The following is a 26,112-nucleotide window of genomic DNA, read 5'->3' as shown; positions in this document are numbered from 1 at the left end:
CATGAACTACGACATCAGCCGCCGCGCCCTGCTGCTGGGAAGCGTGGGAGTGGGCGTCACCGGCGCCCTCGCCGCCTCCCCCGCCCAGGCCCGCAAGGCCCGCACCGACGCCCAGATCTACGGCGTCACCACCACCGACCCGCTCATCCGCCAGCGCGCTGACCCGTTCATCACCCCGCGCCACAAGGGCAACTACTACTTCACCGCCTCGGTGCCGGAGTACGACCGGATCATCGTGCGCGGCGCGACCACCATCGCCGGGCTCGCCACCGCCACCGAGACGGTCCTCTGGCAGCGCCCGACGTCCGGCAAGATGGGCGGCCACATCTGGGCGCCCGAACTGCACCGCATCGACGGCCGCTGGTACATCTACTTCGCCGCCGGCGACAAGGACGAGGTCTTCCGGATCCGGACGTACGTCCTGGAGTCGGCGCTGGCCGACCCCACCGACCCGGCGGGCTGGACCCTGCGGGGACAGATCATCACCGAGTGGGACGGCTTCACGCTGGACGCCACCACCTTCGCCCACCGCGGCCGGCGCTACCTGGTGTGGGCGCAGAGCGAGCCGGAGATCGCGGTCAACACCAGCCTGTACATCGCCGAGATGGCCAACCCCTGGACCCTGAGGACCAAACCCACCCGGATCGCCACCCCGACCAGGAGCTGGGAGGTACCGGGCTTCAAGGTCAACGAGGGTCCCGCGGTGCTGATCCGCAACGGGCGGGTCTTCATGACCTTCTCCGCGGCCGCCACCGACGCGCGTTACTGCATGGGCCTGCTCACCGCGGACGCCCGCGCCGACCTGCTCAAGAGCTCGTCCTGGACGAAGACCCCGGACCCGATCTTCGTGACCCGGCCCGAGACCCAGCGGTACGGACCCGGGCACAACAGCTTCACCGTGGCCGAGGACGGCGTCACCGACGTGCTGGTCTACCACGCCCGGGACTACCGCGACATCACCGGCGACCCGCTCTACGACCCCAACCGGCACACCCGGGTGCAGCGGGTCTACTGGCACCCGGACGGCACGCCGCTGTTCGGCGTACCGGTCGGCGCCGGTGGCCCGATCGTGCGGCTCTCCCCGGCCGACGCGCCCCGGGAGTTCGTCACGCACAACGGCACGGCGCTGGTGGTGCGGCAGCCGAGCCACGTGCTGGCCGACACCCAGTTCCGCTTCGTGCCCGGCACCGACGGCGCGGAGGCGATCCAGTCGGTGGACTTCCCCGACCGGCACCTGCGGGTCGTCGACGGGGTCGTGCGGATGGAGGCCGGCACGCCGACCGAGGTACGCCGGGTGCCGCGCGGCCGCGGCGTGCGGCTGCAACTGGCCGGCGACGCCACCCGCTACCTGCGGCACGAGAACGGGACGGTGGTGACGGGCGACGCAACGGTCTTCCTGCTCGGCTAGGTAGCCCTTGGGCGATACTTGTCCCATGAGCGAGCACTACGACCTGATCGTCCTCGGCGCGGGTCCCGGCGGCTATGTCGCCGCGATCCGCGCCGCCCAGCTCGGTCTGCGGACCGCGGTGGTCGAGGAGAAATACTGGGGCGGCGTCTGCCTCAACGTGGGCTGCATCCCGTCGAAGGCGCTGCTGCGCAACGCCGAGCTGGCGCACATCTTCCACACCCAGGCGAAGACCTTCGGCATCAGCGGCGACGTGAGCTTCGACTTCGGCGTGGCCTTCGACCGCAGCCGCACGGTCGCCGACGGCCGCGTCAAGGGCGTGCACTACCTGATGAAGAAGAACAAGATCACCGAGTACGACGGCCGGGGCTCGTTCCGGGACGCCAACACCCTCGACGTCGCGCTGAGCTCGGGCGGCACCGAGACGCTGACGTTCGACAACGCGATCATCGCGACCGGCTCGACGGTGCGCCTGCTGCCGGGCGTCGAGCTGAGCGACAACGTGGTCACGTACGAGACCCAGATCATGGACCGCGACCTGCCGTCCTCGATCGTCATCGTCGGCGCCGGCGCGATCGGCATGGAGTTCGGCTACGTCCTGAAGAACTACGGCGTGGACGTCACCATCGTCGAATACCTCGACCGCGCCCTGCCGAACGAGGACGCGGACGTCTCCAAGGAGATCACCAAGCAGTACCGCAAGCTCGGCATCCCGATCCTGACCTCGGCCAAGGTCGAGACGGTCACCGACAAGGGCTCGTCGGTCGTGGTCACCTACACGGCGAAGAACGGCAAGAGCGAGACCATCGAGGCCGAGCGGGTGCTGATGTCGGTGGGCTTCGCCCCCCGCGTCGAGGGCTACGGCCTGGAGAACACCGGGGTCAAGCTGACCGATCGCGGCGCGATCGAGATCGACGACCACATGCGGACGAACATCCCCCACCTGTACGCGATCGGCGACGTGACCTCGAAGCTGCAGCTGGCCCACGTGGCGGAGGCGCAGGGCGTGGTGGCCGCGGAGACGATCGGCGGCGCGGAGACGATGACGCTCGGCGACTACCGGATGATGCCGCGGGCGACGTTCTGCCAGCCGCAGGTGGCGAGCTTCGGCCTGACCGAGCAGCAGGCCCGCGACGAGGGCTACGACGTGAAGGTCTCGACCTTCCCCTTCACGGCGAACGGCAAGGCGCACGGCCTGGCGGAGCCGACGGGCTTCGTGAAGCTGGTCGCCGACGCGAAGTACAACGAGCTGCTGGGCGGCCACCTGATCGGCCCCGACGTCTCCGAGCTGCTGCCGGAGCTGACCCTGGCCCAGAAGTGGGACCTGACGGCGAACGAACTGGCCCGCAACGTGCACACCCACCCGACGCTGAGCGAGGCGCTGCAGGAGGCGTTCCACGGCCTCACCGGCCACATGATCAACCTCTGACGCGCCGCAGGCCGGTCACCGCCCGCCGGTGACCGGCCTCTCTTCCCGCGCTTATACATTGCAGTCGTATTGCGAAACGGCTACCGTGGGATCATGCAGGTGATCCCGATCCTCCGCCGAGTGGCCGTCATGGAAGCCGCGATGTGGCGCAGCATGTTCGTCTGGCTCCGCCGCAAGCCGCTGACCACCGCCCCCGGCGACGAGGTCTTCAGCTATCTCGGCGTGGTCAAGCCCATCCTCGGCGTCTTCATCGGCCTCTCCGCGGTCGAGCTCCCGATCTTCGACCTGATCATCCGGAATGTCGTGCCGTGGGAGCCGGCCCGCTGGATCGCGCTCGGGCTCGGCGTCTGGGGCCTGCTGTGGATGATCGGCCTGTTCGCCAGCCTGAAGATCAATCCGCACGTGGTCGGCGCCGCCGGCCTGCGGGTGCGGGCGGGTTCCACCATCGACTTCACCGTCGACTGGGCGGACGTCGACACCGTGAGCAAGGCCTACCGATCCCTGCCGTCGAGCAAGTCGGTGCAGGTCGAGCAGGACGGCGACCGCACGGTGCTGAACATCGTGACCGGCGGCCAGACCAGCGTGGACGTCCGGCTCCGCCGCCCGGTCAGCGTCGGCCTGCCCAAGGGCCCGTCCGAGCCCGCCGAGGAGCTCCGGCTCTACGCCGACGACCCCGACGGCTTCGTCCGGGCCTGCCGCCGTGCGGCCGCCGCGGACCATGCGATCATGCGCCATGCCCAAGAAAGTTGACGCCGAGGAGCGGCGCCGGCTCATCGCCGACGCCCTGATGCGGGTGGCCGCGGAGCAGGGCCTGGAATCGGTCAGCCTGCGCCACGTGGCGGCGCGGGCGGGCGTCTCCGCCGGGATGGTGCAGCACTACTTCCGCACGCGCGACGAGATGATGGCCTTCGCGCTGACCGTGGTCCGCGAGCGCAGCGAGGTCCGGGTCACCGAGGCGGTCACGAGCCTGGGCGACGCCCCGCCGCCGCGCCTGCTGCTGCGCACGATGATCGTGGCGCTGCTGCCGCTCGACGACCAGAGCCGCGACAACGGCCGGGTGGCGCTCGCCTTCCTGGCGTACACCGCGGTCCGGCCGGCCGCGGCGGCCGAGCTGCACGGCACCACCGCGCAGTTGGTCGACTTCGTCGCGAGCCTGCTCAGCGTGCCGGATCCGGTGGGCGCCGCGGCCGGGGTGCTGGCCCTGATGGAGGGCCTCGGCATCTATCTGCTCGGCGGCCAATTCACCGGAGAGCGGGCGCTGCAGGCCCTGGACGCCCACCTGGATCTGCTCTTCCCGGCCTGAGGTACCGTCCCGGCATGCGCCTGGTAGTGGGAGATGTCGACGTCGCCGAATACGTCGCCGAGCCCGAGATCGACATCCTGAACGGCCCCCGGCCCTACCTGCACCCGGTGCGCACGCTCGCCGGCGTGCCGGTGACCGACCTCCTGCCCGAGGACCACACCTGGCACCTGGGCGTGTCGGTCGCGATGCAGGACGTCAACGGCGCCAACCTGTGGGGCGGCAGGACCTACGTCCGCGACCAGGGCTACACCTGGCTGGACGACCACGGCCGGATCACCCACGCCGAATGGCTGGCCCGCCCGGCGGACGGCTTCGGCGAACGACTGCTCTGGCTGAGCCCGCGGGGCGAGACCCTGCTGACCGAAACCCGGGCGGTGGCGGCCCGGGCGGTGCCGCTGGGCTGGGAGCTCTCCTTCTCGTACGCCCTGAGTGCGGCCGAGAAGGTCACACTGGGCAGCCCGGCGACAAACGGCCGCCCGGACGGCGCGGGCTACGGCGGCTTCTTCTGGCGTGCCACCCCCGGCCCGACCCGAACCTTCACGGCATCCCGAGACGGCGAGGACGAGGTCAACGGCAGCGACGAGCCGTGGGTGGCGCTCACCGGCCCGGGCCCGTACACCCTGGTCTTCAGAGGCCTGAGCGGCGACGACCGCTGGTTCGTCCGCACCGGAGCGGGCGGTTACAACGGTGTGTGCGCGGCGCTGGCCTTCGAGAAGACGGTCGTGGTGACGCCCGAAGCGCCACTGGAACGAAACCTGACCGTGCTGGTCGCCGACGGCGAACTGACCCGCGACCAGATCACCGCCTGACAGCCACTCCTGGACCGGCCAGACCTCCACCCGCCGCGCGCGACAGCGCAGGGCGTCAGGGACGCGATGTCGATCGCCTCGGGCCAGCGTCGGCATCGATGAGGGCGAAGCTGCCACCGGCAGCGCGGCGGACTGTCGGCCTCGATGAGGGCGAACCCGGCCACCGGCAGCCCGGCGAACTGTCGGCCTCGATGAGGGCGAACCCGGCCACCGGCCGCGCGGCGGACTTTTGTGATCGCTACGCGTCCTCAGCCCCATGTGCGCCGTCACGGTCCCCTGAGGCCCCCGGCCGTCACGGGCCCTTCCTGGGCCGCTGCCTTGCTGGGCAGGTCTTCTGGGACAACCCTGACCGGCCGAGGCTGGCACCGAGGACTCCTCCCGCGGCAGGTGCGACATGGAGGCGGTGTGCCGGTCGGAGCGGTGGGCTGGCTGCTGCGGCCGCATCTGAGCGCGTGTGCGGAGGCTCTGTCCGGAATGGAGTCGCGGGCGGGCGGGTGTCTGGTTCGGGGACCGCCTGGGCGTTGCCGGGCAACTGCTCAAATCTTGGCGGGTGGGGGTCTGGTTCGCGGGCAGCCTGGTCAGTGGATCTTGTCGCGGGCGGGGGCCGGGCGGCTGCTCAGATCTTGGTGCGATGCGGTGCGCTCCGGACCCAAGGTCTCGTCGGACGGCGGAGGTATGGGCTGTTTGCGAGGTTGGGAGCCGGAGTGTGGGACCGGCTGCTCAGAATGCGGAAGTGGTGCTCGATATGCGGGAGGGTGCCCATGAAGTGAACATGGTTCCCGCATGGAGAGACCGTCAGGGGCGCAAGCGGCGGGAGGCAATCCCGACGAGTCGCTTAACGCTGTTCTTGCTCGGTTTTGGTGTCGGGTTGCTTCGGTGTCTGCTGGGCGGTGTGGAGGGTTTCGGTGACGACGGCGTCGATGATGCGGTCGCGGTCGGCGGGGTTGATGTCGGTGCTGGCGGGGAGTTGCAGGCGGATGGTGCGGGTGATGACGTGGGGTGCGGGTTCGGGTGTGGTCTTGGTGAGGTCTTTGTAGATCGTCCAGGCCAGGGTGGCGACGGAGACGATCAGGCCGCCGATCGCTACCGGGTCGAGGTACTGCTCGGGTCGTCCGTCGGTCTGGTGCAGGGCGGCTTCGACGTCGCCGGCGAGGTGCGGCCCGTAGCGGTCGGTGAGCTGGTGGGCGGTAGTGCGGGCGACGGTGGCGATGGGTTCGGTCACGTGGCGGGTCCTTCGCTCTGGAGGGTGCGGATGTGCTCGATGACCGCCGGGGGCGGTTCCTGGCCGGTGACCTGCTGCCACACCTGGCGCAGGGTGCTCCAGCCGAGGTCGGCGGTGAGCCGGGCGAGGTGATGCGGTGCGGAGCCGGTGACCGGGTGGGGGAATTCCGGGAACAGGGTGACGCAGCGAATGGTCCATTCCAGGGCAGCCGCAGGTGTTCCGCGGGCTTCGGCGAGGAGTCCGAGCTGCCCGTAGGTGAGGGCTATGCCGGGTCGATTGCCAAGTTCCACCTCGATGGCGAGGGATTGCTGGTACCACTGCTCAGCCGAGTCGAGATCCCCGCGCAGCTGGGCAACCGTGCCGAGCTGGTGGCAGCTGATGGCCATGTCGGGTCGATTACCGAGTTCCTCTGCGATGGCGAGGGATTGCTGGTACCACTGCTCAGCCGAGTCGAGATCCCCGCGCAGCTGGGCGACCACGCCGAGCTGGTGGTAGCTCATGGTCATGTCGGGTCGATTACCGAGTTCCTCTGCGATGGCGAGGGATTGCTGGTACCACTGCTCAGCCGAGTCGAGGTCCCCCCGCTCTTCGGCAACCCTGCCAAGTTGGTGGTAGCTGGTGGCCATACCGGGTCGGTTGCCGAGTTCTTCTTTGATGGCGAGGGATTGCTGGTACCGCTGTTCGGCGGTGTCCAGGTCCCCCCGCAGCTGGGCGACCCAGCCGAGGTGGTGATAGCTGAAGGCTATGCCGGTTCGGTCGCCGCGTTGTTCGCTGATGGCGACGGATTGCTGGTACCGCTGTTCGGCGGTGTCCAGGTCCCCCCGCAGCTGGGCGACCCAGCCGAGGTGGTGATAGCTGGCGGCTACGCCGGGTCGGTCGCCGCGTTGTTCTTTGATGGTGAGGGATTGCTGGTACTGCTGTTCGGCGGTGTCGAGATCCCCTCCTCGTTGGGCGACGATGCCGAGTTGGTGATAGGTGGTGGCAAGGTCGCTGAATCGCGTGTTGGTGTCGGGCTGGGCGTTGAGCATGGCGAGGATGTCGCGATAGGTGCGTTCGGCAGCCTCGAGTTGGTGCGCGGCGGCTTGGCGGTTGGCGTGTGCGCCGACCATGAGAAGCCAAAGCTGCCCGGCGGGGGTGTCCAGGGGCGGCGGGGTGCCGGGGGCTTCGGTGGCGTGCTGGACGCGGTCGGTCCACCCGCGAGCCTCTTGATCCAGGCCTAGGGTGTTCCAGTAACTCGTCAACACCTCGGCGATGGCCGCCGCGTTGGTGTGGCGTTCGGCGTGCAGGGCGTAGCCGAGCATCGCTCCCAACGTGTGCCGTTGCACGCGGATGACCGCGAACGCGAGCCCGGCGTCGCCGCCGGTGATCTGCTGGTACAGCCATCCGGCGAAGGCGGCGTAGGCGTCCAGGAGGGCGGACTCGGTAGCGGCTCGATGTTTGAGGTAGTCCGATTGTTGCTGTTGCCACCGGGTGGCGAGGTAGGCCGGTAGGGCCGGGTGGATGGTGTACATGCCGGCGCCGAGGGAGGTGACCAGTCCGAGGTCGGTGGCCCGATCCAACAGCGCGACCCAGTCTGCGGCACTGCGGCTTCGGAACTGGTCCGGGGTGGTGGCCACGGTGGAGAGGTGGCCGAGGACGTCGGCGTCGGCGGCGCCGTGGAACAGGCCCAGCACCACAAAGGCCTGTTGTTCGTCGGCGGTGAGGTGTTGGTAGGAGTAGGCGATGCTGCCGGCCAACGACGCCATCCGGCCCTGGCTGTCATCGCCGAGCAGGTGCCCGCCGGTGGCCCGCAGCTCGGCCAGGATGGTGGCGGGGTCGGTGGTGTCCAGGTGCGGCAGAACCAGGCGCATGCTCAGCGGGTGCCCGGCCAGCCAGGTCATGAGATCGGCGAACGCCGCCTCACGACGACGTGCGGTCGCCCGTGGATAGGGCTCGAGCAGGGCATCGGTGTATTCATCGGCCTCCTCCCGACCCAGCCCGGTGACCTCAATCCGGCGGATGTCACCCAGCCATTTCTCCGTGCTGCGGCTGGTGATCAGAATCGCGCTCGCCCCGGTCGCGGCAGCGGCCAGGAACTCGGTCATCTGCCGGCGCCCGGTCTCGTCCAGCGGTGGGGTGGCGCCGGTTCGGTCGGGCATGGAGTGCACGGACTCGAAGTTGTCCCAGATCAGCAACAACCGGTACTCGGCCATCAAACGCAACACCGCGCCCCGCCGCTCGGTCTCGTCGAGCTGGGCGAACGGTGGGCCGAACACCTGCAGCCCGATGGCGGCGAGGACGCCGGGAAGGCCGAAGGAGGCCACACCCGGCTCGAAGGAATGCCAGATGACCCAGTCCGGGTTGTCGACCCCGCCGGTGTCGCGCCACCACCGCCCGAACGCCTTGACCAGCTCGGTCTTACCGGTCCCACCCGGACCATGCAGGAGCACAATCTTCTGGAGGCGGGTGGCGACTTCGAGGTCGTAGAAAAGCCCATCCCGGCCCACGAACCCCCCGATAGCGGCCAGCGGATCGCCTTGCTGGCCGGTGTCGGGCTGCTGGCGGACATCGTCAAGGATCTGCCCCAAAGACGCTGTGGTGGTAGCGGGCAGGCGGTGCAGGTGAGGGAAGCTGACATCCTGACGCGCATACAGCACCGGGACGAGCCAGTCCTGCAACGGCAACAACCCCTTCGGGCTGGGCCGGGTATTGCGCTCAGCCAACCGCGACCGACCAGAGCTCACCGCGTCAGCGACCTGCCCACCGGCGAACAACCGCTCGTAGAACGCCGTCATGAACTCCGCCGCCGCCACCGCATACACACTGAACGCCATCGCGACCACGGCGGCAGCGCCCTGCTGCAACAGCCGTGTCGCGACCGCCGCCTCAACATCACGGCCCAACGCCCCGGACTGGCAAGCATTCAGGACCACCACCGGCACCCGCGCCTCAGCCAGCACCGCCGCCACCCGGTCAGCGGGCACCCGATCCGCACCACCACCAGGCTTCTCGAACACCAGCACCCCCTGCGACGCCGACCCCTGCAACGTCACCGGCACACCCGAGGCCACCGGGGTGCGGCGGTCGGTGAACGCACCGTGACCATCGAAGTGCACCACCTGAAACGCCTGCCCGGCCGCCCGCGCCTCAGCCAGCACCTCCCGCAACCGGTCCAACGTCGGTGGACGCAACACGACAAGGTCGACGTCACCGCGAACCGCCTCCAGGCGGTGCATCAGCGGCCGGGCCACCATCCGATACCCCACGTCACGGTCACCAGCCGGCCGCGAGATCACCATCAACACCCGCAACCGCTCACCACCGACGGTGAACGTGCCCGCCAGATCCGCAGTAGGTAGCGCCCGCCGGATCCGCACCCCATCCAGAGCCAGGGGTGTCGGCCGAGCTGGATCGGTCAGTAGTTCCCACGGCAGGCCCAGCAGTCGCGCCGCCGCCGAACGCACCACGACTTCGACAGTGCCGTTTCGATCACGCAGTCGCACGTAGGCGTCCCGGGCTGCGCGAGAGCCGTCGAACACCGCCGTGAACGCGGCCCGACCCCACTCCGTCAGCTGTTGCGCTGTCCGCTCACCACGATCCTGATACACCCCATACGGGGCCCGCAGATAATCCTCCAGATACCAGCGCAACTCCTCCGCATCAGCGACCTCCCACGACCAGGCCAGCGGAAACGGCACAGCGGGCTCCGGTAGGCCACCCGCGACATCGCCGAGCACCGACACGGTGACCTGGCCGTCGTCGGCCAGATCGATCAACAACCGATCCGTCATCGACCGCACCGGCCGACCGGCTCTGCACGGCCGACCGTCGCCGAAGGACCCAAGACCACTACGCGTTGAAGAGCAATCGACACCCCGTCACCCTGCTGCACCACGCCACCCGCCACAACCCACCGAGCCGACGATTCACTCCGGCTACACCCCGAACGACGGCCCTCCATGAAGGTCACCGGTTCGAGTGATGAACTGACACACTGGGAGCCGGTCGGCTATGGACCGAGGCCTGATCAGCGCAGGTCCAGCAGACAGCAGACCTTGTCGTAGCGGCGCTCCCCGACGGCGACGAAGCCGGGCAGACGGCCGTACTCGGTGAAGCCCAGCGACCGGTAGAGCCGCAGGGCATTGGTGTTGTCGCCCCGGGCGTCCAACGTGAGCACCTCGATACCCGCCTCCCGGGCGTCAGCGATCAAGGCGGCGGTCAGCGCCCGACCGACGCCCCGACCGTGGACAGCCGCATCTACCGCGAGCTTCTCCAGGTCGGCGTGCGGCCGATGGGTCGGTCGGGCATAGCGGAGCCAGTATCCCCACCCGACCAGCCGACCGCCGAGGTAGCCCGCGCGCAGGGCCGCGTCCCCGGCCCGCGCCGCGGCGACGACGTGGCCGACGAGTTCCGCCACCTCCTCCCGCGAGGGTGGTTCGACCCAGCCCAGCGCGGCACCACCGCTGACCAGATCCGCCACGATCCGGTGGGCCGACTCCGCGAACCGGGCCGCCGGCTCCGGATCGGAAGCCAGCTCCATGGCGTCAAGGACGATGAGGGTCATGGCCGGCAGCCTAGCCAGACCGGATCACGTGCCGTGCCAGGAGCGCCACAGGGCCGCGTACGGCCCCGCGGCCCGGAGCAGCTCGTCGTGGCTGCCCAGTTCGATGATCCGGCCGCCGTCCATCACCGCCACCCGGTCGGCGTCGTGCGAGGTCTGCAGCCGGTGCGCGATCGCGATGACCGTGCGGTCGTGCAGCACCGCGGCCAGGGCGCGTTCCGCGCTGCGGGCGGTGGTGGGGTCCAGGAGTGCGGTGGCCTCGTCGAGGATCACGGTGTGCGGGTCGGCGAGCATCACCCGGGCCAGCGCGAGCTGCTGGGCCTGGCCGCCGTCCGGCGGATTCTCGCCGAGGTCCGCGTCGAGGTCGTCGGCCCAGTCGGCGCCGACGGTCTTCAGCGCCCGCCGCAGCACCTCGTCCGGCGCCGCCACCATGAGGTTCTCCCGCAGCGACTCGCGGAAGACGTGGTGTTCCTGCGTCACCAGCACCACCTGCCGGCGCAGTTCGTCCGGCGGCAGGTCGGCGATGGGCACCCCGCCCACGGTCACCGATCCGGCGCCGGGGCGGTCCACCCCGGCGATCAGCCGGGCGAGGGTGGACTTGCCGGCGCCGGAGAGGCCCACGACGGCGAGCCGCTCCCCCGGCCGGACGGTCAGTTCCACGTCGTGCAGGACGTCCGGCCCGGACTCGTAGGCGTAGCGCACCCCGCGCACCTCGATCCGGTCGCCGTCGGGCGCCCGCACCGGGCGGGTCTGGTCCACCGGCACCGCGGCCAGTCCCTCGACGCGGGCGAACGAGGCTCCGCTGCTCTGCAGCTGCTCGATCCAGAGCATGATGCTGTCGAGGGGCCCGACCAGCTGCCGCAGGTAGAGCACCGCCGCGGCGACCGTGCCGAGGGTGACCGCCCCGGTGAAGTAGAGCCGGCCGCCGAGCAGGAGCACCAGCACCACCGGCAGCACGTACGAGATCTCCACCAGCGGGAAGAAGACCGTCCGCAGGCCCAGGGTGGCCATCCGGGTGCGGCGGGTCTCGGCGATCGCCGCGTGGCCCTTGGCCAGGCGGCGCGCGCGCAGGTCAAAGGCCTCGATGGTACGGGCGCCCGCCGTCGTCGCCGACAGCTCGTCGGCCATCACCGAGTTGGCCGCCCCCTCGCACAGGTACGCCGCCGGTGCCCGGCGCAGGTACCACCGGGTGACGAACCAGACGCCGGAGAAGCCGAGCACGCCCGCCGCACCGAGCGGGGGATTCAGCACCACCACCGCGCCGATGATCAGCAGCAGCTGCACAGCCGCGATGAACATCTCCGGCAGCACGTCGCGCAGGGTTGTCGCGACCGCGTCCACATCGGTCGTACCGCGGGCGGTCAGGTCGCCGGCCGGCACCCGCTCGACCACCGCGGCGGGCAGGTCCAGCGACCGTCGCAGGAAGTCCTCGCGGATCCGGGCGGCGGTGCGTTCGCCGAAGCGGTAGCCGATCGCCAGGGCGTACCGGGAAAGCAGCAGCTGGGCGACGGCGCAGGCCAGCACGGCCACGGCCAGCCGGTCCACCTGGCCGGCGCCGTGCCCGCCGGTGACCGTGTCGATGATCCGGCCGAGCAGCCACGGACCGCCCAGGCCGGCCAGCGCGGCGAGGGCGTTGAAGGCCACCATGACCACGACGGTGCGGCGGTCGGCGGCCAGCAGCCGCAGGGCGGCCCGGAGCACCAGCCGCCGGTCCGCGATCGGCAGCGCGGCGCTCACGCCGCCACCGTCGCCGGGCGCGGAGCTGACAGCGAGCTCACGCCTCGTCCTCGCCGAACACCCGGGCGACCAGACGTTCGTAGCCCGGGACGGCGCGGAGCAACTCCCGGTGCGATCCGGTGGCCGCGACCCGCCCGTCGACCAGGTAGTGCACCACGTCGGCGCGGTCGAGCAGCGCCGGTGACGTGGTGGCCAGGACCGTGCCGCGGCCCGCGCGGGCCGCGCCGAGCCGCCCGGCGATCGCCGCCTCGGTGTGCGCGTCCACCGCCGAGGTGGGCTCGGCGGCGAGCAGCATCTCCGGCTGCTGGTAGAGCGCCCGGGCCAGCCGGACGCGCTGCCGCTGGCCGCCGGAGAGGTTCCGGCCGGCCCATTCCACCGGGTGATCCGCGTCGCCGACGTCGTGGGCCGCCGCCGCCTCGATCGCCGCGCGGAACCGCTCGTCCCGCGGGGTGCCGCGGCCGGCGACGACCTCGCGGAGCGGGTCGGCGAACAGGTCGGCCTCGTGCTCGGCGAGCAGGATCCGCTCCCGGACGGCGTCCCGGGCGATGCCGTCGAGCCGCACGCCGCCCCAGGTCGCGTCGGTCGGGCCGTACCGGCCCAGCCGTTCGAGCACGGCGGCCGCGTCGGCCGGCTGGGCCCCGGCGAGCGCGGTGAGCCGGCCCGGCTCGGCCGACACCCCGGACGCCGGGTCGTGCAGGACCGCGGGGCCGGCCGGTGCCGGGTCGCCCTCGGCGTCGTCCGGGGGCAGGCGCAGGAAGGTGACCACGTGCCGGGCCGCCACCAGCCCGCGGGTGAGGTCGAACCCGCAGAAGATCATGACGCTCACGGGGATGACCAGCATGGCCGTGTAGCCGTACACCGCGATCAGCTCGCCGGCTGTGAGCTCGCCCGCGGCCGCCTGCCGCGCCGCCAGCCAGATCACCACCGCGAGGAAGATGCCGGGCACGCCGTCGCCGAGCGCGCCGACCCAGCTGCTGACCCGGCCCACCCGGTAGCCCAGCTCGCGCAGCTCGGCGGAGTTGCGGGTGTAGCGCGCCAGGTGGCCCGCCTTGCCACCCAGGCCGTTGAGGATCCGCAGCCCGTCGATCACGTCGACGAGCTGGGCGGCGAGGCCGCCCTGGCGCTTGCGGTAGCGCGCGCCGGCCGCCTGCACCCGGATCAGCAACGGGCCCACCGCCAGGCCGAGGACCGGCACGCCGGCCAGGACCACGACGGCGAGCAGCGGCGACGTGCGGAACAGCAGGACGGCCACCACCGCGTACGCGAAGACGCTGGCCGCACCGATGCCGCCCACGTTCATCGCCCGCCCGATGGTCCACACGTCGGAGATGCCGATGGTGACCACCTCGCCGGACGTGACCCGGCGGGGCAGCGCGGCGCCGAGCCGGGTCGCGTGCGTCATCACCGCGTCGGCGGTGCGCAGCGCGGCGGCCAGCCGCAGCTTGGTCATGGAACGGTGCCGCATGATGCCCAGTCCCGCGCTCGCCACCCCGGCCAGCAGGACCACCGCCGTCCAGGCGAGCAGCACCGCCGGCCGGCGCGGGCCGAGGCCCCGGTCGATGGCCTGAGACAGCAGGTACGGCATGAAGGCCAGGCTGGCGAACCAGAGCGAGCCGAACATCGCGCCCAGCAGCACCCGCCCCTTCAACTGTCCACTGAGCCACCAGAGGTAATGCGCGGGTCCCCGAATATCCACGAACACCATGCTGCCCGATCGCCCCCGGCGGGCGGGACGGCACCCGACCCCGGTTCAGGCGGTGGCCAGGATGAGGCTTTCCAACAGGCCCGGATCCGCGGTGCGGCGCCGCATCAGGCAGGTGGCCGCGGCCAGGTGGCGCAGCTCGGCCGCCAGCGCGTCCTGCCTGGCGTGCGCTGCCTCGGCGGCCAGAATCAGCGCCGGCACCCGGATGGCGGCGGCGGTCTCGGTCATCGGTTCCTGGCGCCCGATGACCGGCGCGGTGGCCTGGAGCAGCATCCGCAGGACAGCGGTCGCCCAGGTCGGTGAGGAGAAGCCACGGACCACGCTGTCCGGTAGCTGCCGCACCGTCTCCGCCAGTCTGCCGAGGTCCACGGGGATGGGCTCCGGCGTGGTAGCGGCGGAGAAGTGCAGCAGGACGACGCCGAACCGCGTCACCGCGTCCCGGTCGGCCTCCGGCACCTGATGCTTCAGCACGGCCGAGGTCGCCAAGCGCAGGCAAATGCCCAGCGCGGCGTTCGACGGCGGGCCGGCGCGGTGCTCGCGGACGAACGTGAGCGGCTCGACGTCCATGCCGAGCCGCTGCTCCAGCGGCGACCGCGCCGCCGCCGGGTCCGGCCCGGCACCGGCGAGCTCGCTGAGCCGCCGGCGGGACCGGCGCACCCGGTCGCGAATCGCCCGGGCGTCGGGCAGGGCACTGTCCACCCCCAGGTCCCGGTTCCACTCCTGGGCGATGGCGACGTCGCGGCCCAGCGAGGCCGCCTTCTCGAGGTGTTCCACGGCGCGCGCGATCGGGTGCCGGGCGAGGATCTGTTCGATCGGCTCGGTGATCTCGGGGCCGGCCCGGTGCAGCCCGCCCAGCGCCCGGCTGAGCAGGGTGGCAGCCTCGCCCGCCCGGGCGAGGTGGCCCCGCAGATCTTCCAGGGCCGTCGAGTTCTCGAGGCCGCCGGCGTCGCGGCCCGAGCGGATCGCCATCATGCCGCGGGCCAGTTCCTCGGCCGCGGCGCGGATCGGGGCGCCGGTGAGAGCCAGCCGGCCGGCGGTCTCGATCGCGGTCACGGTCATCAGCTGAGCCAGCACGCCCGACCCGCGGAGGTCGGCTACCACGGCGGTGAGGAGCTCATCGGCCGGGACGACGTTCGCGGGTGGCTCCCCGGCCGGCGTCCAGACGGACGGCGTGCCGGCACCCGTCGCCATGTTCCAGACCCGCTTGGCCCGGGACTGCAGGATCTGCGCGGCCGGGCCGGCGGCGGTCGCCAGGACGTCGAGCTCGTCCGAGGCGGGAAGCCGATAGAGGATTCCGGCGCCCTGGTGGGCGCCGTTTCCGTTCGCACTGGTCAAGGCGTTGATCCAGCGGACGAACGCGGTCGCGTCGCTGCTCCATACGCCGCGGACGGGCGAGTTCCTCCTGCTCGACGGGCGGCCGTCCGGTGGTGGCGTGCCGGTGTCCTTCCGAAACAGCCAGTAGAGGTCGGCGGTGATCGGATCGGGGCATACCCGCGCGCCGGCCGGCGTCGGCACCAGCCGGCGCAGGTACCGGCTGGCCAGCACGCCCGCCACCAGTCGCCGGCTCTCCACGCTCGCCGTCTGGTCGAATCCCTCCGCCAGCACCTCGGCGAGGCGCTGCCGGAGCTCGGGTGCGAGTTCGGCGCCGATCTCGGCACACTCGAAGGCGAGCGACAGCGCGGTCGGCGTGCCCGATCGCAGCGCGGCTCCGACGATCGGATCGGCGTCGGCACCGGCCAGGTACAGCAGCGTCGTCTCCCGCCACCAGGGGTCGTCCACCGCCTCGATCAGCACCCGCTCCAGGCCGTGCTCCTGCAGGTAGCGGGCGGCCAGATATTCCTGAAAGGTCAGGTGGGCGAAGGCATAGAGTTCGCGTTCCCGTTCGACGAGCAGGCCGTTCGAGCCGACGTCGTTGATGAACTCCTCCGGGGTGACCTCCGCGGAGACCCGCTTGAGGCGAGGCCCGATGCCGTCCATCAGCTGCCTGCGGCTCATGTCGCGGGTGCCGGACCGCATCATCTCGTACGCCAGCCACGCGAGCAGCCGCTCCTTGCTGGCCCCGGGCAGATTCAGGTCCAGCCGCTTGGCCTCCTGACGCCGCCAGAGCATCACCTGGCACACCTCGCCGTAGAGGTCGGCGCGGCTGTTCGGCAGGGACCGCCGGAACCGGTGCACGTTGGCGATCATCGTCAGCAGCAGCGGGTTGATCGTCAGGTCGTACAGGGCGGGCGAGGCGGCCAGCCGGTCGAGCAGATCGTCGGCGGCCTCCCGCGCGAGCATCTCCACCTCGCGGCCGGTGGTGCCCGTCGCCCGGCGCTCGACCGCCAGGTACCAGCCGTGCAGAAAGCGGCGCACCTGGTCCGGCGTGAAGGACAGGACCTGCAGGGTGGTCGCCGACTCCACGAACGCGTCCCGGTATCCGTGCGGACGGGACGTCACGACGAAGTCGTTGCGGGGGTAGACGGCGATCTGCTGATTGACCCAGGCCACGATGTCGTGGCGCTGGGCCGCGTTCGCCACCTCGTCCAGGCCGTCCAGCAGCACGACACACTTGCCGCGGGTGAGCCTGCTCTCCCACCAGCCCGCCGGCTCGGCGACCGCGAGGCGGGGAAGCGCCTGGCGGATCAGCTCGGGCAGCGAGATCCCCGCATCGGCTGCGACAGCCTTGGCGTGATCACGCAGCTGCAGGAGAACGGGGATGGGCCGGCGGCGCTCCGGGGCGGTGCGCGCGGTGAGCCGGGCCACGTGGTTGAGCAGGGTCGTCTTTCCGCTGCCCGGCGCGCCGATCGCCGCGAGCACGACGGGGGCGTCCTGGTGCAGGAAGTCCCAGATGGACCGCCGGCGGCCGGTGTCGACCGGGGTGGTGCCGAGCAGGTCCGGCGGCACCTGGCGGGGAGCCCGGGCGGTGAGCCCGACGTCGACGAAGACCTCGTCCATCTCCGGGCTGAACGTCCCCACCGTGGCGAGGCCCTTGGCGTCCAGGAACCGGCGGGAGTCCATCACCCACTGGCCGTACACCTTGCCGTACCGGGACAGGTGCTGATCCATGAACCGGTCGAAGGACGTCGCCCACACGCCGAGGTAGCGGTTGACGGACTCGGCCGCCACCTTCCAGAACAACCAGCAGGCCACGACGACGGCCAGCCAGGCGAACGCCAGCAGCAGGGCCAGGCCCGGCCGTTCCTTGAGGAGGCTGCTCCAGACGGCGATCAGGGGAGCCGCGACGACGACCAGCAGGCCCAGCACCGTCCGCCACGCACGTTCCATCGATCCACCCGCCTCCGGCGCCGCCACGCACTGACTACCGTCAGTATCCGGGTCGGCACTCCTTTACGGAATGGACCGCTACAGCAGACCCCCCTCGCCGTGCAGCCAGTCCACGAAGGAGGTGGCTATCGCGGCCCCGCAGTCCAGCAACTCGACCAGGAGCGCCTCGTGGACGCCGGCTGCCAGCGGCACCTGCAGCTCCCCGTAGAGGGGAAGCTGCCCGCCCTGCGTGGGATCGCCGACGTAGGCCTTGCAGAACCTGCGGGAGTGGTTCCACTCGTTGACCGTCCGATAGGCCCGGTCCGCCCACTCAGCGGGCACCGCCGCGTGCGATCGGGCCCGCATGACCAGGATCTCGTCCTCCGGCCCCTCCACGGTGAACAGCATCGCGTGCCGCTCCCAGACCGCCAGCAGGTTGCCCGCGCCGTCGGCCAGATACCCGATGTCCAGGGTGTCGAGGGCGCCGCCGATCCGGGTCAGCGTCACGCGGCCGCGGTGATCATCATCCAGGCCACCGCGGATCCTGAATCTGTTGAACTCTGGCTGATCCACAGCCATCCCTCCCCTCTCGACGTGGAGAGCCGCCGTCAGGCGGTCGGCACCCGCACCGGTCGCGCCGGCACTGCCCACGCCACCCCCGACTCCGACGGCAGCTTCAGCGTCTCGGCCGCCTCGCGCAGCACGGCGTTGATGCCCGGAATCACCTGTACCCGCTCCGGCCCCGCACCCACCGGCTCCACGAACGGCTCGTCGATCAGCGCCGGCGGGGCCGCGCCCGGCCCGGTCAGGGCCTGCACCACGGCCGTGAAGCCGGCCGTCCGGGCCAGCGGCACGACCAGCGCGACCGTCCGGTCGCGCCGGTGCGCCACCAGGTTCTCCAGCAGATCGACGCGGCCCGGCGGGCCGGCGATCCCGGGCAGGTCCAGCTTGTCGGTCGGGTATTCGAGCACTCCCCGCCCCGCGGATCCGGTCACGATCACCTCGCCCGCGATGAAGTCCTCCCCGGCCAGCGTCACGGCCGCCATCATCCGCAGCCCGCCCGCGAAGGTGATCCGGGCGAACGCCGTGTCGTCCACCTCGATGTCGCGGGTGCGGTACCGCTCGGCCTCCAGCAGCACCGGCTCCCCCGCGCCGGCCACCTCGGCCACCGCGAGGCTCTGCATCACCGCGTGCGCCAGCGGGTTGACCAGCGCCCCGTCCAGCACCGGCCGGCCGTCGACGAGCCGCCGGCCCGACCACGGCGCGCGGGCATAGTAGGCGTCGTCGCGCCGCCAGGACGCGACCGTCGCCACGCTGTCGAGCGGGCCGAGCCGGCCGGCGCTCACCGCCTCGAACAGGGTCCGCGCCGCCAGCGAGCCGAGCGCCTGGAAGCCGACCTGGCAGGCCCGGCCCGAGGAGAGCACCGCCGCCTGCAGCGTCGCGTGCTCCGCGAGCGTCGGCACCGGCGGCTTCTCCAGCAGCACGTCGCAGCCGGCCGCCAGGGCGTCCAGGGCGATCCGCAGGTGCGTGTGCGGCGGCGTGCAGATCACCACCACGTCGGGGGCGGCCAGCGCGAGCAACTCGCGGTAGTCGGTGAAGACCGCCGCACCGGGCGGGACCGGCGGGTCCGGGTCGATCGGCTGTACGTCGGCCAGCGCCACCAGGCGCACCGGCCCCGCGCGCTCCAGCTCGGCGATCCGCCGCCGGTGCGACCGGCCGTGCCCGTTCGCGCCGATCAGTGCCACCCTCGCCGTCATGCCACACCCCCGAAGTCTCGCCGGCCGCGCCCAACCGCCACCGACCCGCCACACCGTCCGAAGTCTCGCCGGCCGCGCCCGGCCGCCGCCGTCATGCCGCACCACCCGAAGTCTCGCCGGCCGCGCCCGGCCGCCGCCGTCATGCCGCACCCGCCAGGGTCGCCTCGACGCCGTGTCTGTCCAGTTCGGTCAGCCAGTCGACGACCAGCGCCCGGACCGTGTCGTCGGCGGCCAGCGCGGCCGGGAACACCGCGTCGAGGCCGAACAGCGCCTCGGCCACGCGCGCCGGGGCCGGGCCCGCCGCTGCCAGGCGCTCGCGGATCTCGCCCGCCAGCGGGTCGTCGAGCGGCAGCACCCGGCCGTCGTCCGCGACGCCCTGCGCATACCGCATCCAGGCCGCGACCACGAGCGCCGCCCAGCGCGGCGACGCGCCGGCCGCGCGCCGGTCCACAATGGTGTGCAGCACCCGCTGCGGCAGCTTCTGCGTGCCGTCCATCGCCACCTGCCGGGTGCGGTGCGCGATGGCCGGGTCGGCGAAGCGGTCGAGCACCAAGTCACCGTAGCCGACCACCGAGACGCCGGGGGGCGGCCGCAGGCTGCCGGCCACGTCCTCGGCGACGAAGCGGGCCATCGCCGCGCGCATCCCGGGAATCTCCAGCGCCGCCGCGATGGTCTCGCGCCCGGCCACCGCCCCGAGATAGGCGATCGCCGAGTGCACGCCGTTGAGCGTGCGCAGCTTCAGCCGTTCCCAGGGGCCGGCGTCGCCGGTCAGCACCGCGCCGGCGAGCTCCCAGGCGGGCCGCCCGCCGGGGAAGCGGTCCTCGATCACCCAATGCCGGTACGGCTCACCGTGCACCCCGGACAGGTCCCGCGCGCCGAGCGCGGACGCCGCCCGCGCCAGGCTCTCCGGCGTGCTCGCCGGCACGATGCGGTCGACCATGGTGCCGGGGAAGGTGACGCTGTCGCGCAGCCAGTCGCCGAAGGCCCCGGTGGCCCCGGGCACCAGCACCCGGGCCTGGTCCACCAGGCCGTGCAGCCGGCGCCCGTTCGAGGGCAGGTTGTCGCAGCTCACCACCGCGAGCGGGCCGGAATCGGCGCGGTAGCGGGCGAGCAGACCGCGGACCAGCAGGCCGGGGACGGTGGCCGGCGGGCGGGCGGTGGTCAGGTCGGCCAGCAGCTCGGCGTCGACGGCGAGCCGGCCGGTCGCCGGATCGAGCCGGTAGCCCTTCTCGGTCACCGTCAGCGTCACCACCCGGACGGCCGGGTCGGCCAGCAACGCCACCACGGCACCCGGGTCGGCGGCGGCATGCCGGAGCCCGGCCAGCGCGCCGACCACCCGGGTGCCGGCGCTCGCGCCGGACATCGTGGTCACGCTGAACAGCCGGTCCTGGGCGGCCAGGTCGGCGATGATCGACGCGGACCGGGGCGCCACGCCGACGATGCCCCAGTCGCCGCCGGCGGCGGCGATCGCCTCCTCGGTGTAGACGGCCTGGTGCGCCCGGTGGAAGGCGCCGAGTCCGATGTGCACGATGCCGGCCGCGACGTCACCGGGGCGGATCAGCGGACGGCACTGCTCGGGGAGCCGGCCCAGGGCGGCGAGCCCGAGCAGCGGCGTAGTGGTCAGCGCCATGCCGGGCCGTCGGGGAAGGCGAACTCGGCGATGGACGCCGGGCGCATGGTGGCGCTGTAGCCGGGCTGGTCAGGCACCAGGTAATGGCCGCCGCGCACGCGTACCGGATCCTCGAAGTGCTCGTGCAGGTGGTCCACGTACTCGATCATCCTTCCATCCAGGGCCGCGCCCACCCGCAGGTAGTCGAAGATCGCCAGGTGCTGGACCAGCTCGCCGAGCCCGACGCCGCCCGCGTGCGGGCAGACCGGCATCCGGAACTTGGCCGCCAGCAGCAGTTCCGCCAGGACCTCGTTGACGCCGGCGACCCGGCAGGCGTCGACCTGCATGACCCCGATCGCCTCGGCCTGCAGCAGCTGCTTGAAGATGACCCGGTTGGCGGCGACCTCACCGGTCGCCACCCGGCATCTCGCGCCGGGGAGCCGGTTGATCACGCGCCGGATCCGGGCATGGCCGAGCACGTCGTCGGGGTGCGTCGGTTCCTCGATCCAGTACGGGTCCACCTCGATGAGCCGCCTCATCGCGGCGATCGCCTCGTCCACGTCCCAGACCTGGTTGGCGTCCATCATCAGCCACCCGTGCGGGCCGAGCACCTCGCGGATGATCCGGGCCCGCCGGAGGTCGTCGTCGAGGTCGCCGCCGACCTTCATCTTCATCGCCCGCCAGCCCTGGGCGTATGCCTCCCGGGCCAGGCTGCGCACCTTGTCGTCGGGGTAGCCCAGCCAGCCGACCGAGGTCGTGTAGGCGGGGAAGCCGTCGGCGGCCAGCACGGCGAGGCGGTCCGCCATGCCGAGGCGGCCCCGGTCGAGGATCTCCCTCGCCTCGGCGGGGGTGAGCACGTCGCTGATGTGGTGGAAGTCGACGCAGGCGACGAGCTCGTCGGTGGACATCTCCGCGAGCAGTTGCCACAGCGGCACGCCGGCGGCCTTGGCCCGCAGGTCCCACACCGCGTTGATCAGGGCACCGGCCGCCATGGCGATGACGCCCTTCTCCGGGCCGAGCCAGCGCAGCTGCGGGTCCGCGGTCAGGGTCCGGGCCCACCCGGCCGGGTCCTCGGCCAGTCCGATCAGCGTCCGCCCGATCACCTGGTCGCTCAGGGCGCGCACGGCGGCGCAGGTCACCTCGTTGCCCCGGCCGTTGGTGAAGGCGAAGCCGGCGCCGACGTGCGGCCCGTCGGTGCGCAGCTCCACGTACGTGGCCGAGTAGTCGCCGCGGTTGATCGCGTCGGAGCCGTCGCCACTCGCCGCGGTCGGGAACCGCACGTCGTGCACGTCGACCGCGACGATCCTGGTCACAGCCGGAACACCTTCTTCGGCAGGTGGTAGGCCAGGTCGGCGATGGTCTCGGCGGCCTCGTCGAGCGGCAGGCGCTCCTCGGCGACCAGCCGGGCCAGGTACGCCGCGTCGGACCGCCGGGCCACCTCGTGCCGTACCGGGATCGAGCAGAAGGCCCGGGTGTCGTCGGTGAAGCCGGCGGTGTTGTAGAAGCCGGCGGTCTCGGTGACCGCGTCGCGGAACCGGCGCAGCCCGTCGGGCGAGTCCAGGAACCACCACGGCGCGCCGAGGTAGAGCGCGGCGTAGCCGCCGGCCAGCGGGGCCAGCTCGCGGGTGAAGGTGTCCTCGTCCAGGGTGAAGAGCACCACCCGCAGCCGGGGGTCGTTGCCGTACGCGTCGAGCAGCGGCGCCAGGGCGTGCACGAAGTCCGTCGCCTGCGGGATGTCGCCGCCGACGTCACGCCCGTGCACGGTGTGCAGGCTCTTGTTGTGGTTGCGCACGGCGCCGGGATGCAGCTGCATGACCAGCCCGTCCTCGATCGACATCCGGGCGAACTCCACCAGCATGTGCGAGCGGAACTCCTCGGCGTCGGCCGCCGAGGCCCCGCCGCGCAGGCCGCGCTCGTACAGGCGGGCGGCCTCGGCGGTGGTGAGCTGCACGGTACGGGCGGTCGGGTGCCCGTGGTCGGAGGACGTCGCGCCGGCGGCCTTGAACGCCTGCCGCCGCGACCACATCGCGGCCAGGTAGCCGCGGTAGGTGGTGGTGTCCTCGCCGGTCAGCTCGCCGAGCCGGGCGATCCGGCCGGCCCAGCCCTCGAACTCCATGTCCACCACGTCGTCCGGGCGGAAGGTGGTGATCACCCGGCCGCCCGGGCCGCCCCAGCCGTCGGCTTCGAGCTTCGCGTGCCGGGTCAGCTCGTCCAGCGGCGACTCGGTGGTGGCCAGCACCTCGATGCCGAACCGCTCGAACAGCGCCCGGGGCCGGAACGCGGGCTCGGCTAGCCGCGCGGCTATCTCGTCGTAGACGGCGTCGCCGGTCTCCGGCCCGAACCGGGTGGTGACCCCGAAGACGTTCGCGAACGTGCGTTCCAGCCAGAGCCGCGACGGGGTGCCGCGGAACAGGTGCCAGTTCTGCGCGAGCAGCCGCCAGATCGTCCGCGGGTCGGTCTCCACCGGGGCGTCGGTGCGGCTCGGCACGCCGAGCCGGGCGAGCGGGATGCCCTGGCTGAGCAGCATCCGGGTGACGTAGTGGTCGGGGACGATGATCAGCCGCGCCGGGTCCGGGAACGGCTCGTCGTCGGCGAGCAGGCCGGGGTCGACGTGGCCGTGCGGCGAGATCAGTGGCAGGTCCCGGACGAGCGCGTAGAGCTCACGGGCGATGTCGCGCTGCCGGGGTTCGGCCGCAAACAACAGGTCGGACATGGATACCTCTATCGGGGCAGGTTCGGCTCAGTGGAGGTCGAGCAGGTCGGCGACGCGCACCGGTGACCCGGTCTCGATGGACCGGTTGGCGGCGAGGCCGGTGAGCAGGGCGAGCGCGCCGTCGCGGGCGGTGGCGGAGCGGTCGAGGGGGTCCTTCGCGGCGCCGAAGAGCACGTCGGTCATCCGGGTGTCCGCGCCGCCGTGGCCGCTGCGCGAGTACGCCGCGGGCAGCGGCACCGCGCGCGGCGGGGCCCAGAACGGCCGGACCGTCAGCGTGGAGCGGCCCTGCTCCTCGGCCTCGGCCACCCCGTGGATCGCGGCGCCCTTGACCTCGCTCGCGCCCGAGGGACTGACGTGGTCGCTCTCGACCACCTCCAGTTCGAGCCGGCCCCGGCTGCCGTTGACCATCAGCCGGTAGCCCTCCCAGGGCGCGTAGGCGGTCAGGTGGTATGTCATCGTGGCGCCGGTGTCGTACCGCACCAGCACCGCCATGTCGTCCTCGATCGTCACACCCGGGGCGAAGACGTTCTGGTCCCGCTGGTAGCCGTCGTCGGCCTCGGCGTCGAGGTAGAGCTCGCGCAGCCGCGGGTTGTCGCCCAGGCGCAGGGCGAACGGGTCACCCTCGGCCGCCGGCTCGCCGTGTGCGCGCGGGTAGTCGCGGGCGTAGCCGTGGCGCCGGCCGTTCTCGCCGTAGAAGAAGAGCCGGCCGGACGCGTACACCTGCGCCGGCTCGGCGCCGAGCCACCAGTTGACCAGGTCGAAGTGGTGTCCGGACTTGTGCACGAGCAGGCCGCCGGAGTTGGCCTTGTCGCGGTGCCAGCGCCGGAAGTAGTCGGCGCCGTGCCGGACGTCGAGCAGCCACTCGAAGTGCACCGAGCCGATCTCGCCGATCTCGCCGCTCGCCAGCACCTCCCGGACCGCCTCGTGCAGCGGGTTGAACCGGTAGTTGAACGCGACCTGCACCCGCTTGCCGGTGCGCTCGACCGCGTCGAGGATGCGCCGGCAGCCCGCGGCGTCGACGGTCATCGGCTTCTCGGTGATGACGTCGCAGCCGGCCTCCAGGGCGGCCACCACGTAGTCGGCATGTGTCCGGTCGACGCTGGTGACCAGCACCTCGTCGACCCGCTCCGCGGCCAGCATGGTCGTGAATTCGGCCGCCGGGTAGGTGGGCACCGGCGGCACCCCGAGGCCGGTGAGCCAGCGGTTGTGCGCCGCCATCCGGCTCGGGTTGACGTCGGCGAGCCCGACCAGTTCCGCCGTACCGGCGTGGTCGACGGCCAGGGCCCGCAGGAACATCTCGGCCCGGGCCCCGGTACCGACCAACGCGTAGCGCCGTCGTTCGTTCACCGCGGTTCCTCTCTGCAAACGTTTGCAGCAGAACTAAACACGTCGATGGTCTGCCGTCAAGAATTCGGTACTACTTCGTCCATTTTTATGGGATTTTGCGGGCCTGATGTGCGCATGCGATGCGGACAGCCGACATGAACCTGCAACAAAAGGCCGTTGACACAGCTACAACCGTTTGCATTAATTGGCCCCCAGAGTGACCCCGAACACAGGCCACCATCGATCGAAGGAAGGGCCGGCGTGCCAGCCACGATTCGCGACGTCGCACGGGAGTCCGGAGTCCACATCTCCACGGTCTCCCGCACGTTCTCGGCGCCGCACCTGGTCAACCCGGACACCCGTACCCGGGTGCTGGCCTGTGCCGAGCAGCTCGGCTACCGGCCCAACCGGGCGGCCCGGGCGCTGATCACCGGCCGCACCTACAACGTCGGGCTGATCGTGGCCGACATCGCCAACCCCTTCTTCCCGCCGCTGATCAAGGCCGCCGAGAGCCAGGCCCGGCAGCGCGACTACCACATCTTCGTCGCGGACTCGAACGAGGACGCCGCGGTCGAGGAGGACCTGGTCCGGGCCCTGGCCAAGCAGGTCGACGGCATCCTGCTGTGCAGCCCGCGGATGAGCAACAGCCTGATCGAGCTGCTCAGCCGCGAGGTGCCGCTGGTGGTCGTCAACCGCCAGATCACCGGGCTGCCCACGGTCGTGATGGACGTGGCGCAGGGCGCCGGGCTCGCCATCGACCACCTGGCTGGCCTCGGCCACCGCCGGATCGGCCTGATCGCCGGGCCGCGCGGCTCCTGGACCAGCAAGGAGATCCGGCGCTCGGCGGCACTGGCCGCCCGCGCGGGCGGCGCGGAACTGACGGTCTTCGGCCCCAACCCGCCCACCGAGCGCGGCGGCGCGGCCGTCGCCGAGCAGGTCCTGCGCAGCGGGGTCAGCGCCGTCTTCGCCTACAACGACCTCATGGCCATCGGCCTCATCGGGGGCCTGCACGCCCAGGGCGCGCGGGTCCCGGCGGACATCAGCGTCGTCGGCATCGACGACATCGCGCTGAGCCGCCTGATCCATCCCAAGCTGACCACGGTGGCCACACCTGCCGCCGCCGCGGGAAGAGCGGCCGTCGACATGCTCCTAGCGCATGGCGACGACCGTCGCACCACTGCCCATGTGAGCCTTCAGACCGAGTTGGTCATTCGCGACTCGACGGGACCGGGCCCGGATCCGCACAGCCATGCGGACCCGGGCAACGCGGCTGCCGCCGCCCCCGAAGCTGTCGCCTCCTACGCCAAGGAGTGA

At 71.9% G+C, this 26,112-nt stretch carries 17 protein-coding genes and 1 pseudogene; 6 read left to right on the top strand and 12 right to left on the bottom strand.

Annotated features, from left to right (window positions below; translation table 11 throughout):
• Position 1 precedes the first annotated feature (1 nt).
• The 5 genes from DMB66_RS31560 (at position 2) to DMB66_RS31540 (ending at position 4,946) form a co-directional block, all read left to right on the top strand.
• Complete coding sequence (locus DMB66_RS31560) at positions 2-1,408, top strand: family 43 glycosylhydrolase (protein ID WP_125807765.1); 1,407 nt, start codon at positions 2-4, stop codon at positions 1,406-1,408.
• Between the two features lie 25 nt (positions 1,409-1,433).
• A complete protein-coding gene (gene lpdA, locus DMB66_RS31555) occupies positions 1,434-2,834 on the top strand; it encodes a dihydrolipoyl dehydrogenase (protein ID WP_125807764.1) in 1,401 nt (466 codons plus the stop codon).
• A gap of 93 nt (positions 2,835-2,927) precedes the next feature.
• A complete protein-coding gene (locus DMB66_RS31550) occupies positions 2,928-3,584 on the top strand; it encodes a hypothetical protein (RefSeq protein WP_125807763.1) in 657 nt (218 codons plus the stop codon).
• The gene (locus DMB66_RS31545; RefSeq protein ID WP_125807762.1) at positions 3,568-4,137 is read left to right on the top strand and encodes a TetR/AcrR family transcriptional regulator; all 570 of its coding nucleotides are present in this window, start codon (positions 3,568-3,570) and stop codon (positions 4,135-4,137) included. The genes DMB66_RS31550 and DMB66_RS31545 overlap by 17 nt, the downstream gene beginning before the upstream one ends.
• A gap of 14 nt (positions 4,138-4,151) precedes the next feature.
• Positions 4,152-4,946, top strand: a complete 795-nt coding sequence (locus DMB66_RS31540; protein WP_125807761.1) for a PmoA family protein — start codon at positions 4,152-4,154, stop codon at positions 4,944-4,946.
• A gap of 835 nt (positions 4,947-5,781) precedes the next feature.
• Here the strand turns inward: DMB66_RS31540 and DMB66_RS31535 are convergent.
• The 12 genes and pseudogenes from DMB66_RS31535 to DMB66_RS31480 all read right to left on the bottom strand — a co-directional run bounded on the left by DMB66_RS31535 (position 5,782) and on the right by DMB66_RS31480 (position 24,819).
• The gene (locus DMB66_RS31535) at positions 5,782-6,168 is read right to left on the bottom strand and encodes a hypothetical protein (RefSeq protein ID WP_125807760.1); all 387 of its coding nucleotides are present in this window, start codon (positions 6,166-6,168) and stop codon (positions 5,782-5,784) included.
• On the bottom strand, positions 6,165-9,938 hold the full coding sequence (locus DMB66_RS31530; RefSeq protein ID WP_125807759.1) for a tetratricopeptide repeat protein: 3,774 nt from the start codon (positions 9,936-9,938) through the stop codon (positions 6,165-6,167). Before DMB66_RS31530 ends, DMB66_RS31535 begins: the two co-directional genes overlap by 4 nt.
• 236 nt (positions 9,939-10,174) lie before the next feature.
• On the bottom strand, positions 10,175-10,711 hold the full coding sequence (locus tag DMB66_RS31525) for a GNAT family N-acetyltransferase (protein ID WP_125807758.1): 537 nt from the start codon (positions 10,709-10,711) through the stop codon (positions 10,175-10,177).
• A 24-nt stretch (positions 10,712-10,735) separates the two neighbouring features.
• Positions 10,736-12,445, bottom strand: a complete 1,710-nt coding sequence (locus DMB66_RS31520) for an ABC transporter ATP-binding protein (protein ID WP_125807757.1) — start codon at positions 12,443-12,445, stop codon at positions 10,736-10,738.
• A gap of 37 nt (positions 12,446-12,482) precedes the next feature.
• A complete protein-coding gene (locus tag DMB66_RS31515; protein ID WP_125807788.1) occupies positions 12,483-14,066 on the bottom strand; it encodes an ABC transporter ATP-binding protein in 1,584 nt (527 codons plus the stop codon).
• A gap of 129 nt (positions 14,067-14,195) precedes the next feature.
• On the bottom strand, positions 14,196-17,414 hold the full coding sequence (locus DMB66_RS31510) for an NACHT domain-containing NTPase (protein ID WP_125807756.1): 3,219 nt from the start codon (positions 17,412-17,414) through the stop codon (positions 14,196-14,198).
• A gap of 78 nt (positions 17,415-17,492) precedes the next feature.
• Positions 17,493-17,900, bottom strand: a pseudogene (locus DMB66_RS31505) (YbjN domain-containing protein); the annotation flags it as partial.
• Between the two features lie 101 nt (positions 17,901-18,001).
• On the bottom strand, positions 18,002-19,150 hold the full coding sequence (locus tag DMB66_RS31500) for a Gfo/Idh/MocA family protein (protein WP_125807754.1): 1,149 nt from the start codon (positions 19,148-19,150) through the stop codon (positions 18,002-18,004).
• A gap of 139 nt (positions 19,151-19,289) precedes the next feature.
• On the bottom strand, positions 19,290-20,780 hold the full coding sequence (locus tag DMB66_RS31495) for a mannitol dehydrogenase family protein (RefSeq protein ID WP_125807753.1): 1,491 nt from the start codon (positions 20,778-20,780) through the stop codon (positions 19,290-19,292).
• Entirely contained in the window at positions 20,771-22,072 is a 1,302-nt protein-coding gene (locus tag DMB66_RS31490) for an enolase C-terminal domain-like protein (protein WP_125807752.1), read from the bottom strand. Before DMB66_RS31490 ends, DMB66_RS31495 begins: the two co-directional genes overlap by 10 nt.
• Entirely contained in the window at positions 22,069-23,472 is a 1,404-nt protein-coding gene (gene uxaC / locus DMB66_RS31485) for a glucuronate isomerase (RefSeq protein WP_125807751.1), read from the bottom strand. Before uxaC ends, DMB66_RS31490 begins: the two co-directional genes overlap by 4 nt.
• 27 nt (positions 23,473-23,499) lie before the next feature.
• Complete coding sequence (locus DMB66_RS31480; RefSeq protein ID WP_255441046.1) at positions 23,500-24,819, bottom strand: Gfo/Idh/MocA family protein; 1,320 nt, start codon at positions 24,817-24,819, stop codon at positions 23,500-23,502.
• Positions 24,820-25,059: 240 nt separating this feature from the next.
• On the opposite strand from DMB66_RS31480, the gene DMB66_RS31475 reads away from it, so the two are divergent.
• Entirely contained in the window at positions 25,060-26,112 is a 1,053-nt protein-coding gene (locus tag DMB66_RS31475) for a LacI family DNA-binding transcriptional regulator (RefSeq protein ID WP_125807750.1), read from the top strand.

The organism is Actinoplanes sp. ATCC 53533, assembly GCF_003947245.1.
This window is presented reverse-complemented; position numbering and strand designations above follow the sequence as displayed.

What these genes read in the sequence shown, in the direction of transcription:
- DMB66_RS31560 (WP_125807765.1), top strand. Translation starts at nt 2, where the DNA reads ATGAACTACGACATCAGCCGCCGCGCCCTGCTGCTGGGAAGCGTGGGA.
- lpdA (WP_125807764.1), top strand. Translation starts at nt 1,434, where the DNA reads ATGAGCGAGCACTACGACCTGATCGTCCTCGGCGCGGGTCCCGGCGGC.
- DMB66_RS31550 (WP_125807763.1), top strand. Translation starts at nt 2,928, where the DNA reads ATGCAGGTGATCCCGATCCTCCGCCGAGTGGCCGTCATGGAAGCCGCG.
- DMB66_RS31545 (WP_125807762.1), top strand. Translation starts at nt 3,568, where the DNA reads ATGCCCAAGAAAGTTGACGCCGAGGAGCGGCGCCGGCTCATCGCCGAC.
- DMB66_RS31540 (WP_125807761.1), top strand. Translation starts at nt 4,152, where the DNA reads ATGCGCCTGGTAGTGGGAGATGTCGACGTCGCCGAATACGTCGCCGAG.
- DMB66_RS31530 (WP_125807759.1), bottom strand. Translation starts at nt 9,938, where the DNA reads ATGACGGATCGGTTGTTGATCGATCTGGCCGACGACGGCCAGGTCACC.
- DMB66_RS31525 (WP_125807758.1), bottom strand. Translation starts at nt 10,711, where the DNA reads ATGACCCTCATCGTCCTTGACGCCATGGAGCTGGCTTCCGATCCGGAG.
- DMB66_RS31515 (WP_125807788.1), bottom strand. Translation starts at nt 14,066, where the DNA reads ATGTTCGGCTCGCTCTGGTTCGCCAGCCTGGCCTTCATGCCGTACCTG.
- DMB66_RS31510 (WP_125807756.1), bottom strand. Translation starts at nt 17,414, where the DNA reads ATGGAACGTGCGTGGCGGACGGTGCTGGGCCTGCTGGTCGTCGTCGCG.
- DMB66_RS31500 (WP_125807754.1), bottom strand. Translation starts at nt 19,150, where the DNA reads ATGACGGCGAGGGTGGCACTGATCGGCGCGAACGGGCACGGCCGGTCG.
- DMB66_RS31495 (WP_125807753.1), bottom strand. Translation starts at nt 20,780, where the DNA reads ATGGCGCTGACCACTACGCCGCTGCTCGGGCTCGCCGCCCTGGGCCGG.
- uxaC (WP_125807751.1), bottom strand. Translation starts at nt 23,472, where the DNA reads ATGTCCGACCTGTTGTTTGCGGCCGAACCCCGGCAGCGCGACATCGCC.